The organism is Vibrio sp. FF266, assembly GCF_041439695.1.
Taxonomy (GTDB): Bacteria; Pseudomonadota; Gammaproteobacteria; order Enterobacterales; family Vibrionaceae; genus Vibrio; species Vibrio tasmaniensis_A.
In genome coordinates, this window is the sequence record NZ_JBGOOO010000010.1 from 108,126 (window position 1) to 122,909 (window position 14,784).

The window sequence follows — 14,784 nt, forward strand, 5'->3', positions numbered from 1 at the left end:
GGAGCTAGGTCACATGGGTTCATCATTAATTACAGGTATAGATATAAATCATCACAGCATCAAAGCCGTGGTACTAAAACCCGTGGGGGAGTTGTATGCCCTAGTGGGATACAAAGAGCTGCCGATTTCGGACGACATTTTTACAGCTAACCATACTTTGGAGTATCAGAAAACTGTTAAGAAACTTAAAGAACTTAGGAAAGGACTGCCTTTTGGCTGTCGCAACGTCGCCATTTCGGTACCCGATAACACGGTGATCAGCAAAGTACTGCAAATAGAGAGTGATTTAGAAGACAGAGAAAAGGAGTTTTCTATCTATCAAACCTTTGCTCATCAATCTCCCTTTCCTATCGAGGAGCTGAGTTTAGATTTTGTAAAGCTGGAAGACAAACGATTTGGTAAAGGATCGACAAGTAGCTATCAGATATATGCGACTCGTAAGGAAGTTGTAGACAGTCGAGCGGATGCTTTAAATAAAGCCGGATTTAAACCTGTTGTCATCGACACCCAAGCACATGGTCTGCTCAATATTTGGCAGTTGGCTTCACGCCTTTATCCTGAAAAAAGTAACTGGTTGCTGGTGGACGTAGGAGTTGACCAAACGTCGTTAGGCATTATCCCGCAGGATTCAGCACCTTTCTATAAAGACATCGCCTTTGGTACTCAAGATCTTCGCGGCGCTGACAGCCCGAGTTATACAGAAGATGTGTTCGGCAACGCAGAGGAGACACATCGGTTTATTGTCAATTTGGTTGAAAAGCTTAAGCGGCAGTTGCAACTCTATTCCTCAGTGAATGCACTTGAGCCGATATCCGGGATCTGGCTGATGGGCGAAGGAGCCAGCATTCCGATGGTAGTTGAAGATCTAGAGCGCCATTTTCAGATGAGTTGTGAATCGCTCAATCCTTTATCGTTATTTGAGAACAAGGTGGCGAAGCGGCACCAACTGCCGATGAACTGGCAACATTACGGCATTGCCGCGGGTATGGCGATGAGTGGACTCAAGTGGCAAGGAGAGAAGCATGTTGCATCAAATTAACCTGCTGCCGTGGCGTGATGAGATTCGCGCTCAGCACAAGAAGCGTTTTATCCACCTAGTCATTCTTGGCGTCATCATTGTACTTACAGGGCAATGGGCGGTTGGTCACTATTTTCAGGGTCAACAAGCCAAACAGCAAGCTCGCCTCAATTATCTTAATCAATACATTGCCGAGCTCGACCGACAAATTCAATCGTTAAAAGTTGCAGAACAAGAACACAAAGCCATTCTGACTCGACTTGATGTCGTGGAGTCGTTACAGCTTGGCCGTAATAAGACCACCGACTTTATGAATCTAATGCCGGAGCTGATTCCTGAGGGCGTGTATGTCGACAAGATGAAGATGAATGGTCAGGAGATTGAGATGGCAGGTATCAGCGACAGTACGGCTCGCCTCGCCACAATGTTGGACAATCTAGAGCGTTCTGATTCTCTTAAAGGGGTCGAGATGCACTCTATTATCCATAACCGAAAGCGCTTCAATAAAGAGTTTCAGACCTTCAAGGTCTCTTTTGTGTTTAGCCCTGTTTCTTTAGAAAACACAACCGCAGAGAGCGCAACCGCAAGCAGAAAAGAGAAGGGGGCAAATCATGGCTAACCTTAAAAGTAGGATTAGCTGGCAAAATAGTGTGAGCTTGCAAGATCTCGATGCTGATGAGATTACCGAATGGCCGTTGTTGCCCCAACTGCTCGTTATTCTGTTGCTGATGATATTAATCCAAGGTGTCGGGACTTGGCTGTATGTGCTGCCTTTAGACGATGAACTGCAGCAGATGAAGCAGCAAGAGCAGACTTTGAAAGCAACATTAAGGATAAAAGCGAACAAGGTTGCGGCTTTGCCTAAGCTTCAGAGTCAGTTGGATGAGCTAACCAGTCGCTACGACTATCTGCTAGAACAGTTGCCAGTTCAAAAGGAGCTCGCCAGTATGTTGGCCTCAGTGAATGAACTTGGTTTGGATAATGCGCTAACCTTTACGCGCATTGATTGGGGGCAAAAGCAGAACAAGGAATTCCTTTATCGGTTACCCCTCAATATTGAGCTAACCGGTGATTACCACGAGATTGGCGATTTCTCCGCGGCCATCGCAAAACTGCCGCGCATTATTAGCTTCGATGATGTGAATTGGCAGCGAGTCAGTCAAGAAAGTAGCACGCTACATTTCAGGGTTCGAGCTTACACCTATCAGTTTAAATCGGAGGTGAATGATGAAATTCAGTAGCGTCCTTTTGTCCCTATTGTTACTGCTTGTGCTTTCAGGCTGTAAAGCCAATCAGGATTCGTTAGAAGATTTTGTGAGGCAAGTTGAAGCTAAGGCGAGAAAAGAGGTAGAAAAACTTGTCCCAGAAACGGAGTTCTTGGCCGCAACTTATCAACGCCACGCCTTTCGTCCTCCCTTTGAGCTCCCTAAAGAAGCCATCGTACAAAACCAACCCTTGGTGAAGAAAGATTGTTGGCAGCCGAACGCACGCTCTCGCAATGGCAAGCTAGAAAAATACCCGCTGAGTAAGCTGCGTTTAAGAGGCGTAATGGGCAGTGGAACAAGCGTTTCAGGGTTAGTACAAACCCCGAAAGGGAACGTGGTCAATGTGAAAAAAGGTCAGTTTATTGGCTTAAATAATGGTCGAGTGACTAAGGTGACGAGCCAGTACGTACAGATTAATGAAACCCTTCCAGATGGTTTAGGTTGTTGGCATAAGCGCAACGTTAAGCTCGCTCTGAAGTAAACCAATGTCACATGATGTGGATATGAGATGTAAATATGATTAAAGGACTAAGTAAGTTAATAAACAAAGGGCTGCAAAGCCTAGTTGTGTCTGTGATGTTGGTGGTTAGCGTGTTCAGCTATGCCGAGAGCTTGCCAAATCAATTGGAAAATATTGATTTTAGGGTCAACAAGGAGAAAGACGCCGTCATCATTATCGAATTGGCAACCAGCACTGCTGTGGTGGATGTTCAACGTGCTCAGGAAGGTTTAAGTATCGAGTTACTCAATACTCAGGTGAATGACGATAAGCTTTACCTCCTGGATGTGAAGGACTTCGCGACCTCAGTTGAAGGTATTGAGGTGTATAAGGAAACGCCCAGTACGCGATTGTTGGCAACGATCGCTGGTGACTATCAATATGAATACAACTTAAAAGGTCGCTTTATTGAGGTAATGATCAGTAGGCCTACTATTGATGAAGTGACAATAGAGAAAAATGTTTTAGAAAAAGAAGGCAAGGTGATATCGATTAACTTCCAAGATATCCCTGTACGTAATGTTTTGCAGCTTATTGCTGATTACAACGATTTCAATCTCGTTGTTTCTGATTCAGTCACGGGTAATCTGACTTTACGTTTAGATGGTGTGCCTTGGCAGCAAGTTCTCGACATTATCTTGCAAGTTAAGGGATTGGATAAGCGTGTTGATGGCAACGTTATCTTGGTGGCACCTAAAGCTGATCTCGACCTTAGAGAGCAACAAGCGCTAGAGAAATCTCGTTTGGAAGAAGAGCTAGGTGAACTCAAGTCGGAAATCATCAAGATTAACTTTGCCAAAGCCACCGACATTGCCGACATGATTGGTGGGGAAGGGGCGGTAAGCATGTTGTCCGAGCGAGGCTCGATTACCATTGATGAGCGAACTAACTCCCTGTTGATCCGTGAATTGGAAGAAAACATTGCGGTGATACGAGGTATTATTGAATCGCTAGACATTCCCGTGAAGCAAGTTCAGATAGAAGCACGTATTGTCACTGTTACTGAGGGTAATCTTGATGAACTAGGAGTGCGTTGGGGCGTTTCCTCGACCAACGGAAGCTTCAAAGTTGGCGGCTCGATAGAGGGCAACCATCCATCGCAAATTACACCGTATGACGATAATGGTGGGAATAGTGCGATTGACGATTTCCTCAACGTTAATTTAGGAGCAACTTCCCCGAGCGCGTCGAGTATTGCGTTTCAGGTAGCCAAGCTGGGTTCTGATACCTTGCTTGATCTTGAATTGTCAGCACTGCAACAAGAGTCGAAAGCAGAGATTATTTCTAGCCCACGCTTAATTACCACCAATAAAAAACCCGCTTATATTGAGCAAGGTACTGAAATCCCTTATTTAGAGTCTTCTTCAAGTGGTGCTACTTCAGTCGCATTTAAGAAAGCGGTATTGAGTCTCAAGGTGACTCCGCAGATCACACCCGACAATCGTTTGGTATTGGATTTGAGCGTGACTCAAGATAGACCGGGGCAAGTGGTGAAAACCGGCACCGGTGAAGCTGTCGCTATTGATACGCAAAGAATTGGAACGCAAGTACTTGTTAATAATGGTGAAACGGTCGTGTTAGGTGGTATTTTTCAACACAGTGTGAGCAGCCAAGTTGATAAAGTTCCACTGTTAGGAGACCTTCCTGTTCTTGGCGCATTGTTCCGTCGTAGCTATGAAAATGTAGGCAAAAGTGAACTACTTATTTTTGTTACACCTAAAGTTGTGATTCAGTAATGAGCAATTAGATTAAAAATAAAGTTGCATTAGTGGCACCTAACCTTGATAATTTCGGGTCTTATCACGAATTATCTGTGAGGAATCGGTGCCACGGGCCTTTTAATTTCAGTACTTGTACTGACCTACCTTGTGGCGATGTCATTGAATTAACGTTGTAAATTACTGCTAAAAACATGGCTGAGAAACGCAATATTTTTCTTGTTGGCCCAATGGGCGCCGGCAAAAGTACAATTGGTAGACACCTAGCTTCCCAACTTCATATGGAGTTTCTAGACTCTGACACTGTGATCGAAGAGCGCACTGGCGCAGACATCGCATGGGTTTTTGATGTTGAGGGCGAAGATGGTTTCCGTAAGCGCGAAGAATCTGTAATCAACGATCTGACAGAAGAACAAGGTATTGTTCTTGCGACAGGTGGTGGTTCAGTGCTGAGCAAAGAAAACCGTAACCGTCTATCTGCACGAGGCATTGTTGTATACCTAGAGACAACAATTGAAAAGCAACTTGCTCGCACTAACCGCGACAAGAAACGCCCTCTACTTCAAACAGACAACCCGCGTGATGTGCTAGAAGATCTAGCTGTATCTCGCAACGCACTATACGAAGAAGTGGCGGACTACACAGTTCGTACTGACGACCAAAGTGCAAAAGTGGTAGCCAACCAGATCGTAAAAATGCTAGAAGAACGTTAAGTTCATTTTTCGGAGAGCAAACCCATGGAACGGATTACGGTCAATCTAGCTGAGCGTAGCTACCCTATCTCTATTGGCGCCGGGTTATTTGAAGACCCGGCGTACCTTTCTTTTTTATCAGGTAAGCAGAAAGTTGTTGTTATCAGTAATGTGACAGTAGCGCCTCTTTATGCTGATAAAATTTTATCGCTATTGGATCAAGTCGGCTGTCAGACATCTCTTTTAGAGTTGCCAGACGGTGAGCAATACAAAACACTTGAAACGTTCAACTCAGTGATGAGCTACATGCTTGAAGGAAATTACAGCCGCGATGTGGTGGTGATTGCTTTGGGTGGTGGTGTTATCGGTGATTTGGTCGGTTTTGCTGCCTCTTGCTACCAGCGCGGTATTGATTTCATTCAAATCCCGACGACCCTTCTTTCTCAAGTGGACTCCTCTGTAGGTGGTAAAACTGCAGTGAACCATCCCCTTGGCAAGAATATGATCGGCGCTTTTTACCAACCAAAATCTGTCATCATCGATACTAACTGCCTATCAACGCTTCCAGAGCGTGAGTTTGCAGCGGGTATGGCTGAGGTGATCAAATACGGCATCATTTACGATGAAGCCTTTTTTGGCTGGTTGGAACAGAATCTAGAGAAACTGTATCAACTTGATGAAGACGCACTGATTACCGCGATTGCTCGTTGTTGTGCAATTAAGGCTGAAGTGGTTGCTATCGATGAAAAAGAGTCAGGAATCAGAGCGTTATTGAACCTAGGTCATACATTTGGTCATGCGATTGAAGCAGAACTAGGCTATGGTAATTGGCTACATGGTGAAGCTGTGTCGTCAGGCACTGTAATGGCAGCAAAAACCGCCCAATTACAGGGACTGATTTCTCAGCAGCAACTTGAGCGAATTATTTCTATACTCAAGAATGCGAAACTACCAATCCATACGCCAGAAAGCATGTCTTTTGAAGACTTTATGAAGCACATGATGCGCGATAAAAAAGTGCTGTCTGGTCAGTTGCGTCTGGTATTACCAACAAGTATTGGTACTGCTGAAGTGGTTGCTGATGTACCTCAAGACATCATTAAACAAGCGATTGATTTCTGCCGTACTCTTTAAATTCGGTTGTGAGGTTGCCTAGCTAAAAGTTAGGCAACTGAAGCGCTTTACAGATCGAACTTATCAGTAGGGATCCCCAATGAGTTTGGCTCATGATTTAAGAGTATTGGAGTTAGAGTCTCAAGTTGAGTTGCTAGAGCGTTTACAGCTTTTAACTAACTTTGGTTCAAACTTTGTAAATGTTGCTGGTAAAACGGGTTCTGGCCGATCTTGGTTAGCTCAGCGTTATCTTGAAGCATGGTCGACAGAAAAAAATCAGTGTTTACTGCTTTGTCACCCAAGCCAAGACGATCAACAGCGCCGCGCACTTATTCTTAGTCAGATTGTTTCTGACCCACTCTTTAATCAACATGATTCTTTATCTGATAGCCTTGCTAGGTTACTGGATGGAGATACGTGTAATGTGCTTATTGTCATTGATGACGCCCACCGATTGTCTGAGCTACTGGTATCAGAATTATGGATGTTGGTACTTGAATCTCAATCAAACCCTCAATGGACGATTAATATCGTTCTGTTCTCGCAAACTGGTCACCTAGACACGCTATTAACACGACTTAGTTACGGTCAGCCGCACAAACCTATCGCCCTTGAGATCGATGATCTTTCGCAACCAGAAGCTGAACATTTCTTTGAGTCACTGGTGATTCGATATGTCGATGATGAGTCAGAATCTCGGGTGCGAAATGCATTTAAAAAAGCGCAACCTTTGCCCGGTGAGCTAATGGCCTTAGGAGAATTGAAAGTGGAAAAAAGGATTATTATTCGCTCAATCATTGGTTCACCTATCAATATTGCGATTGTGGTGGCGTTGTTGTTGCTTGTTATCGGCGGCGGTTACTGGTGGATGTTTAATCAACCAACGCCTGACGATAAAGCGCAATCTATTATCGCCCCTATTGAGCAGACAGTTATTCCAACGTTGGAAGTGGAAAATGCAACTGAGCAAGCCACAATCGACGGAACTGTCGATTCTGAAGCCGAAGTTGATATGAGTTATCAAGGTGCTGACGATGACAGCTCTTCTCTGCCGCCGGTCGTGGTTGAAGAGACAGCCAGTGTTGGTCAGGTAGAACAAGATCAGCAACGTGTGGTGATCACCTCTGATGTGGTCGATGCTTTGCTTGATGATAAACCTGAGAGTGTTGATACCAGTGCAATTGAAGCTGTAGTTGAAGAAAAGACAGATGCAGTCGTTATCCCGCAGCCTGATGTTGTGGAACGTGAGTCATTGCCGGCAACGAATGAAGGTTCAGAGCTAACACAATCAGCACCTCCGACAAAAAAAATCACATTCTCATTTGCACGCGAAGAGCTACAAGCTATCTCGCCGCGCGCTTATACCCTGCAGTTGAGTGCGATGACATCATTGGAAGATGTACAATCTTTCATTGAAGAGTATGAGCTTGAGAATAAGGTTCGTATTTACCCAACACTTCGTAACGACACCAAGTGGTTTATTATCACTTATCAAGATTACCCAACGATTCAAGTGGCGCGAGATGCGGCAAGTGCGTTATCAAAACCACTTCAACAGTTGGAACCTTGGGCAAAATCGATGAATCAAGTGCATCGAGAGATAGAACGTGCGAAATAACCCTGAGCTTAGCCTCAAAATATGTTACATTCCGCAGCCTTATTTTTGAGTTGATAGATAGAGCAGTAAATGAAAAAGCAGCGTGCCTTTCTAAAATGGGCTGGTGGTAAATATGGCCTAGTTGAAGACATCCAACGTCACCTGCCACCTGCTCGTAAATTGGTAGAACCGTTTGTCGGTGCCGGATCAGTATTTCTGAATACTGATTTTGAACAGTACCTACTTGCAGATATTAATCCTGATCTTATCAACCTATACAATCTACTTAAAGCCGATCCTGAAACCTATATCACTGAAGCGAAGCGTTGGTTCTGTCCGGAGAATAACCGTAGAGAAGTGTTCTTAGATGTTCGCGCTGAGTTCAATGGTACAGATAACGTTATGTATCGCTCGTTAGCTTTCTTGTACATGAACCGATTTGGCTTCAATGGCTTGTGTCGTTACAACAAGAAGGGCGGTTTTAACGTTCCGTTTGGTTCTTATAAAAAACCTTATTTCCCTGAAGCCGAGCTAGAGTTTTTTGCTGAGAAAGCGAAAAAAGCCACCTTCGTCTGTGAGGGATACCATGAAACTTTTAGCCGCGCGCGTAAAGGCTGCGTGGTTTACTGTGATCCTCCATACGCACCGCTGTCGAACACGGCTAACTTTACCTCTTACGCAGGTAATGGTTTTAGCTTAGATGACCAAGCTGCACTGGCGGATGTCGCTGAAAAAGCAGCGATGGAACGCGATATTCCTGTCTTGATTTCAAACCATGACACCACCTTAACGCGTCGTTTATACCATGGTGCGGAACTGAACGTGGTAAAGGTGAAGCGCACCATTAGCCGTAATGGCGCAGGGCGCAATAAAGTTGATGAGTTACTGGCGCTTTTCCATAAAGAGAAAAACCAGCAACCTGCTTCAACAGAATTGTCGTAGTCAGCATAATCCTCGAACTCATTAAATTGAGTGACCCACGGGTACTTTCTTAAACTAATCTTTCGAACTGCTAGGATCTGCTTAGGTGCTTAGGTAGAATTGCACACCAAATAGTCTTGGGATTGAGTCTTGTACTTGTGTATGAGAGGTCACAAGGCGGTGATATTCGCAATTTACTCACTCTTAAGAGGTTTGGTATGAAAGATTTTCTAATCGCTCCATCGATTTTGTCTGCAGATTTTGCTCGTCTTGGTGAAGACGTTGAAAAAGTACTCGCAGCCGGTGCCGACGTTGTGCACTTCGATGTGATGGATAACCACTACGTACCTAACCTGACTTTTGGTGCACCGATCTGTAAAGCATTGCGAGACTACGGCATCACAGCTCCTATCGATGTTCACCTAATGGTTAAGCCAGTAGACAGCATCGTACCTGAGTTTGCTAAAGCCGGCGCATCAATGATTACCTTCCACGTTGAAGCGTCTGAGCACGTTGACCGCACTCTACAGTTAATCAAAGAACACGGCTGTAAAGCGGGTGTCGTACTTAACCCAGCCACGCCACTTTCTTGCCTTGATTACATCTTAGATAAAGTCGATATGATTCTACTAATGTCGGTGAACCCAGGCTTCGGTGGTCAATCTTTCATTCCTCACACTCTTGATAAGCTGCGCGCAGTTCGTAAACTTATTGACGAATCAGGCCGTGATATCCGTCTTGAAATTGATGGCGGCGTGAAGGTAGATAATATCCGTGAAATCGCAGAAGCGGGCGCAGACATGTTTGTTGCAGGTTCCGCTATCTTCAATCAACCAGATTACAAAGAAGTGATTGATGAGATGCGTGCAGAGCTTGCAAAAGTAAACGCATAATCGTAAAACTACAGATAGATTGAATATTAAGGGGCTAATTGGCCCCTTTTTTACGTCTTGGAGCTCAACTCATAAGGCGAACATAATAAATAGGAAAGTAAGATGTCATTAAGCTCAATAAAACTGATTGCCTTTGATTTGGATGGAACCTTGTTAGATAGCGTTCCTGATTTGGCTGTCGCTGCGGACCAAGCTTGTCAGGAGTTGGGATTCCCTTCTGTGAGTGAAGAACAAGTTCGTGACTATGTTGGTAATGGTGCTGACGTGCTTATCGGTCGCTCATTAAGTCGTGACTTAACCGTGGATCCGAACTTAGAACCAGAGCTGCTGAAAAAAGCACGTATCTTGTTTGATGATTTCTACGAGCAGGGCGGCCACAAGCTCAGCCATCTCTACCCATCAGTAAAAGAGACGTTGGCAGAGCTGCACAAAGCGGGCTTTACTATGGCATTGGTCACTAACAAACCATCGAAGTTTGTGCCAGACGTTCTCGCGCAACACGGTATTGATAAGTACTTTGTCGATGTACTTGGCGGTGACTCTTTCCCTGAGAAAAAACCGAACCCAGTCGCGCTGAACTGGCTGCTAGAAAAGCACAATGTGAAAGCAGAAGAGATGTTGATGGTTGGTGACTCAAGCAACGACATTAAAGCCGCGAAGAATGCAGGTTGTCACTCGTTTGGTCTGACTTATGGCTACAATCACGGTGAATCTATCTCTGCCTCTAACCCTGACTATGTCGCAGACAACATTGCGCAATTACTCGATGTTGTTCTAGTTTCAGCATAAAGCGGACAAAAGTTAGCTAACCCACTAGCAAAATACTTATCAATGAGTACACTGGATAAGCCGCGCAGAAAGAGCTGTGCGGCTTTCTATTTTAAAGTTAAGAAGCTAAGTTTTTCAGATACTAGGTTAAGAAACTAAGTTAACGAGCTTAGCTACAAGCAAAGGAATTAAAACCATGAGCAAGCCCATCGTATTGAGTGGTGTTCAACCATCTGGTGAACTAAGTATCGGTAACTACTTGGGTGCTCTACGTCAATGGCAACAGATGCAAGATGATTACGATTGCCAATACTGTGTTGTAGACCTTCACGCAATTACGGTTCGCCAAGATCCGAAAGCACTGCACGAAGCGACTCTAGACGCATTAGCAATCTGTCTTGCTGTCGGTGTTGATCCAAAGAAGAGCACGCTATTTGTTCAGTCACACGTACCAGAGCATGCTCAACTTGGTTGGCTTCTTAACTGTTACACGCAAATGGGTGAACTGAGCCGTATGACTCAGTTTAAAGATAAGTCTGCGCGTCACTCAAATGATGTAAACGTAGGTTTATACGACTACCCGGTGTTGATGGCTGCAGACATTCTGCTTTACGGCGCTCACCAAGTACCTGTAGGTAGCGACCAGAAACAGCACTTAGAGTTGGCGCGTGATATCGCAACTCGCTTTAACAACATCTACGGTCCTGAAACGCCAATCTTCCAAGTACCTGAACCTTACATTCCAACAGTGAATGCACGTGTAATGAGCCTGCAAGATGCGACGAAGAAGATGTCTAAGTCGGATGACAACCGTAAGAACGTGATTACTCTGCTAGAAGAGCCTAAGTCGATCATCAAGAAGATCAACAAAGCGCAAACCGATGCAGAAACGCCACCACGTATTGCCCACGATTGGGAAAATAAAGCGGGTATCTCTAACTTAATGGGTCTTTATTCAGCTGCGACGGGTAAAACGTTTGAAGAGATCGAAGCGCAGTACCAAGGCGTTGAAATGTACGGTCCGTTTAAGAAAGATGTCGGCGCTGCACTGGTTGAGATGCTTGAGCCAATTCAAGCTGAATACCACCGTATCCGTGCTGACCGTGCTTACATGGACGCAGTAATGAAAGCCGGTGCTGAAAAAGCCTCTGAGCGTGCTGCAGTAACACTGAAAAAAGCATACGAAGCAGTAGGTTTTGTTACTCGCCCATAGGGTGAACTAAAACGACTCGTTTAAACATTTCAGCCCAAAGTAGACTCTGTTTACTTTGGGCTTTTTATTGCCCGCTCCATTTACCTTCCCAGTAAATCTCTTGTTTGAATTGATAATTTAAGCATTATCTAGCTAACACATTCATCATACTAATGCTGTGCAGGTGATCTTATTTGGTATCCTCAAGCTTTATAAAGTCACTCTTGTTTCTATATATGTTGGAAATATAAAACGTGCCAAACAATTGATGATTCCAAAGTGATAAGTTCCTCATTTTCTTGCTAACTGACTTATTCCTTACATAAATAAACCGGATAGTTACCACAAAATACATGACTGCCCTTAGATGGCAGTAACTATAAATCGATGAACTCAGGTGAAACGGATGGCTCTTTTACACAAACCTTCATTGCTAGCAGTGGCAATTGGTAGCTTGCTAACCACAAGCGCACACGCTGATTTGTTTATTTCACAATATGTGGAAGGCGGCAGCTATAACAAAGCGGTTGAGATTGCCAATAACGGCGATAGCAGCATTAATTTAGATGGTTACTCGTTGGCGAAGTCTGCGAATGGTAACGGAGCATGGGGTGCCACTTTACCTTTAGACGGCCACATTTTAGCGCCCGGTGAAGTTCTTGTGGTTGCGCACACCAGTGCAAGTGACGAAATTAAAGTGGCGGCTGATATTCTTAACGCGTCGATTGCTAATCACAATGGTGACGACCCGCTGGCTATCTTGAATTCAGATGGTTCGGTGCACGATGTTGTCGGTTTGATGGGCGATGTGGACTGGGGTAAAGATGTTACTTTGGTTCGTGCTAAACAAACACCTTCTGCGACGTTTGATGCTTCGCAATGGGTATCGTTACCTAAGGACAGTATTGAAGGGCTAGGTTCACTAGACAATGTAGAGTTGCCTGACGCGTTTGCCTGTACACAAGATGGCTCTGCTCCTGTATTCACGACTATTCAAGAGATCCAAGGTGAAGGCGCAACATCACCGTTCATTGATGGCTATCCATACATCACTGACGATGAATACTTCGTCAAAGGTGTGGTAAGTGCAGTCACTACTGGCATAACCAAAGGTTTCTACCTGCAAGCGCTTGATGACGACTTCAATTCAAGCACTTCTGAAGGCCTATTTATTCACACCAATCAATCGAGTTCAGAACTGGCTGCGGGCGATGTAGTGTGTGTGAAAGGTAAGGTTCAAGAGTATTACAGTCATACTCAGCTTAAAGTTGAAAACAACCAATGGCTTAAGCAGGGCGAGCAACAAGCGCCTGAAGCGACAGCAATTGAAGCCTTAGACAGTGACGAGAACTTCGCTGTAACGCTTGAACGCCATGAAGGCATGTTGGTGAAAACAACCGAAGCGCTTGATATGCGTGTAACGCGTACCTTTGGTTATGACTACGCAGGTCGTCGTAACAACATGGTACTGGCACATGAGCGTATTAACATGCAGCCGAACCAGTTATCTGCAGCTGGCTCTGAAGATGCGAAACAGCAAACTAAAGATAACGCAGATCGTCGTCTTTTTGTTGAAACTGATCAAAAAGCCGGTGACGGACAGGTTCCTTTCTATCCAGACTTTGGCCGTACCGATATTGACCAAGATGGTTCAACAGAAGACTACATCCGTATTGATGACACCATTGTTGGCCTAGAAGGCGTGCTGACTTACAGCTACGGCGAGTATCGCTTAGTGACAACCAACCAGATCTCGGCTGAGAACTTTGTACGTAATGACCCACGTACTGACAAGCCTGATATGGATGAAGGTGATCTACGTATCGCGACCTTCAACGTATTGAACTACTTTAACTCTCCATTTGGCGGTGACGCGAACCAACACGGCAACAACCGTGGCGCGAACACCATCACTGAGTTTGAGATGCAGCAAGAGAAGATTGTGAACGCGATTCTTCGTCTAGATGCCGACATCATTGGTTTGATGGAAATTGAGAACAACGGTTTTGGTGAAGGCTCTGCCATTCAGCAGCTTGTAAACCAACTGAATGATCGCATTGAGCGTAAGAAAGACCGTTATACCTTTGTGGCCGTGGACTCTAACGAAGATGGCGCAACCGACGAGATGGACTCGATTGGTACTGACGTCATTACAACAGGTGTTATCTACCGTAAGAAAGTGGTTAAGCTTAAAGACAGCCGTGTTATCGCGATGCCAAGCCAACAAGCACCAGAAGTGTTAGACGATTCTGGCAAGGTGATTGAAGACGGTAAGAACTACCAACGTGACTCATTGGCGCCAACTTTTAAAGTCAAAGGCACTAAAGAGAAACTGACCGTTGCGATTAACCACTTTAAATCGAAAGGTTCTAAGTGTTGGGAAGATGCAGCCCCTGTCGAACAGGGCGGTCAAGGTGGCGTTGATGCCGACAAGCAAGGTTCATGTGAGAACTTCCGTGTTGCAGCTGCGGTTGCATTGGGTGAAGCGCTAGACGGCATCAAAGGCCATAAAGTGATTCTGGGTGATATGAACTCGTACGGCATGGAAGACCCAATGCTGGTACTGACGGATTACTCTGAAGAGAAATACGGTAAGCAAATCAAAGCGGCGCGTAACACCTACATTGACGGTGTCGAGCAGTTTGGTGATAACGGTGCGGTGATTACTAAGAACTACGGCTACATTAATGCCGTGGCTCAAAAGCACCCAGACAGTTGGAGCTACTCATACAATGACGAAGTTGGCGCTTTGGATCATCTGTTGATCAGCGACAGCCTGAAAGACATGGTGGTGGATGCGACTGACTGGCACATCAATGGCGGTGAATCGAAGCTGCTTGATTACAACGAAGAGTACAAAGGTGATTTGCCGAAGTACCAAGATCACTTCCGTTCATCGGATCATGATCCGGCAGTTCTTGAGCTTAAAGTCGGAGGTTCGTTTGGTTTCGGTGCACTGATGTCATTGTTTGGCTTAGCAATGTGGCGTCGTCGTAAGTAATAAGGCTTTTTGAGTCATAATAAACCGCTACCTATAGGTAGCGGTTTATATTTTAGCTACTCATTGATACCAATCGTAGTAAATAACTGTTCACCCTAGCTTGTTAA

General features: G+C 44.9%; 13 protein-coding genes. All 13 read left to right on the top strand.

Annotated elements, in window-relative coordinates; all coding sequences use genetic code 11:
• Window positions 1-13 precede the first annotated feature (13 nt).
• The 13 genes from pilM (at window position 14) to ACED59_RS10495 (ending at window position 14,677) form a co-directional block, all read left to right on the top strand.
• Window positions 14-1,039 (top strand): type IV pilus assembly protein PilM, encoded by a 1,026-nt coding sequence (pilM, locus tag ACED59_RS10435; protein WP_029223752.1) that lies wholly within the window; start codon window positions 14-16, stop codon window positions 1,037-1,039.
• A complete protein-coding gene (locus ACED59_RS10440; RefSeq protein WP_017096548.1) occupies window positions 1,023-1,637 on the top strand; it encodes a PilN domain-containing protein in 615 nt (204 codons plus the stop codon). The genes pilM and ACED59_RS10440 overlap by 17 nt, the downstream gene beginning before the upstream one ends.
• Window positions 1,630-2,259: a type 4a pilus biogenesis protein PilO gene (locus tag ACED59_RS10445; RefSeq protein WP_017096549.1), complete on the top strand. Its 630-nt coding sequence runs from the start codon at window positions 1,630-1,632 to the stop codon at window positions 2,257-2,259. The genes ACED59_RS10440 and ACED59_RS10445 overlap by 8 nt, the downstream gene beginning before the upstream one ends.
• Window positions 2,246-2,764 carry a pilus assembly protein PilP gene (locus ACED59_RS10450; RefSeq protein WP_029223753.1) on the top strand — a complete coding sequence of 173 codons (519 nt, stop codon included), beginning with the start codon at window positions 2,246-2,248 and terminating at the stop codon, window positions 2,762-2,764. Before ACED59_RS10445 ends, ACED59_RS10450 begins: the two co-directional genes overlap by 14 nt.
• A gap of 35 nt (window positions 2,765-2,799) precedes the next feature.
• Window positions 2,800-4,518: a type IV pilus secretin PilQ family protein gene (locus ACED59_RS10455; protein WP_017096551.1), complete on the top strand. Its 1,719-nt coding sequence runs from the start codon at window positions 2,800-2,802 to the stop codon at window positions 4,516-4,518.
• A 176-nt stretch (window positions 4,519-4,694) separates the two neighbouring features.
• Window positions 4,695-5,213 (top strand): shikimate kinase AroK, encoded by a 519-nt coding sequence (gene aroK, locus ACED59_RS10460; RefSeq protein WP_009848907.1) that lies wholly within the window; start codon window positions 4,695-4,697, stop codon window positions 5,211-5,213.
• A 24-nt stretch (window positions 5,214-5,237) separates the two neighbouring features.
• Entirely contained in the window at window positions 5,238-6,326 is a 1,089-nt protein-coding gene (aroB, locus tag ACED59_RS10465) for a 3-dehydroquinate synthase (RefSeq protein WP_009848908.1), read from the top strand.
• A 79-nt stretch (window positions 6,327-6,405) separates the two neighbouring features.
• Window positions 6,406-7,923 (top strand): SPOR domain-containing protein, encoded by a 1,518-nt coding sequence (locus tag ACED59_RS10470; protein WP_017096552.1) that lies wholly within the window; start codon window positions 6,406-6,408, stop codon window positions 7,921-7,923.
• Window positions 7,924-7,992: 69 nt separating this feature from the next.
• Window positions 7,993-8,844: a Dam family site-specific DNA-(adenine-N6)-methyltransferase gene (locus tag ACED59_RS10475; RefSeq protein ID WP_017096553.1), complete on the top strand. Its 852-nt coding sequence runs from the start codon at window positions 7,993-7,995 to the stop codon at window positions 8,842-8,844.
• Window positions 8,845-9,041: 197 nt separating this feature from the next.
• A complete protein-coding gene (rpe, locus tag ACED59_RS10480; protein WP_029222055.1) occupies window positions 9,042-9,716 on the top strand; it encodes a ribulose-phosphate 3-epimerase in 675 nt (224 codons plus the stop codon).
• A gap of 102 nt (window positions 9,717-9,818) precedes the next feature.
• Window positions 9,819-10,505 (top strand): phosphoglycolate phosphatase, encoded by a 687-nt coding sequence (locus ACED59_RS10485; RefSeq protein ID WP_017096555.1) that lies wholly within the window; start codon window positions 9,819-9,821, stop codon window positions 10,503-10,505.
• A gap of 175 nt (window positions 10,506-10,680) precedes the next feature.
• Window positions 10,681-11,697 carry a tryptophan--tRNA ligase gene (gene trpS / locus ACED59_RS10490; RefSeq protein ID WP_016796005.1) on the top strand — a complete coding sequence of 339 codons (1,017 nt, stop codon included), beginning with the start codon at window positions 10,681-10,683 and terminating at the stop codon, window positions 11,695-11,697.
• Window positions 11,698-12,082: 385 nt separating this feature from the next.
• Window positions 12,083-14,677 (top strand): ExeM/NucH family extracellular endonuclease, encoded by a 2,595-nt coding sequence (locus ACED59_RS10495; RefSeq protein ID WP_029223755.1) that lies wholly within the window; start codon window positions 12,083-12,085, stop codon window positions 14,675-14,677.
• Window positions 14,678-14,784 lie beyond the last annotated feature (107 nt).

Bases quoted from the DNA above. Each gene is read 5' to 3' on its own strand.
- pilM (WP_029223752.1), top strand. From the start codon at position 14: ATGGGTTCATCATTAATTACAGGTATAGATATAAATCATCACAGCATC.
- ACED59_RS10440 (WP_017096548.1), top strand. From the start codon at position 1,023: ATGTTGCATCAAATTAACCTGCTGCCGTGGCGTGATGAGATTCGCGCT.
- ACED59_RS10445 (WP_017096549.1), top strand. From the start codon at position 1,630: ATGGCTAACCTTAAAAGTAGGATTAGCTGGCAAAATAGTGTGAGCTTG.
- ACED59_RS10450 (WP_029223753.1), top strand. From the start codon at position 2,246: ATGAAATTCAGTAGCGTCCTTTTGTCCCTATTGTTACTGCTTGTGCTT.
- ACED59_RS10455 (WP_017096551.1), top strand. From the start codon at position 2,800: ATGATTAAAGGACTAAGTAAGTTAATAAACAAAGGGCTGCAAAGCCTA.
- aroK (WP_009848907.1), top strand. From the start codon at position 4,695: ATGGCTGAGAAACGCAATATTTTTCTTGTTGGCCCAATGGGCGCCGGC.
- aroB (WP_009848908.1), top strand. From the start codon at position 5,238: ATGGAACGGATTACGGTCAATCTAGCTGAGCGTAGCTACCCTATCTCT.
- ACED59_RS10470 (WP_017096552.1), top strand. From the start codon at position 6,406: ATGAGTTTGGCTCATGATTTAAGAGTATTGGAGTTAGAGTCTCAAGTT.
- ACED59_RS10475 (WP_017096553.1), top strand. From the start codon at position 7,993: ATGAAAAAGCAGCGTGCCTTTCTAAAATGGGCTGGTGGTAAATATGGC.
- rpe (WP_029222055.1), top strand. From the start codon at position 9,042: ATGAAAGATTTTCTAATCGCTCCATCGATTTTGTCTGCAGATTTTGCT.
- ACED59_RS10485 (WP_017096555.1), top strand. From the start codon at position 9,819: ATGTCATTAAGCTCAATAAAACTGATTGCCTTTGATTTGGATGGAACC.
- trpS (WP_016796005.1), top strand. From the start codon at position 10,681: ATGAGCAAGCCCATCGTATTGAGTGGTGTTCAACCATCTGGTGAACTA.
- ACED59_RS10495 (WP_029223755.1), top strand. From the start codon at position 12,083: ATGGCTCTTTTACACAAACCTTCATTGCTAGCAGTGGCAATTGGTAGC.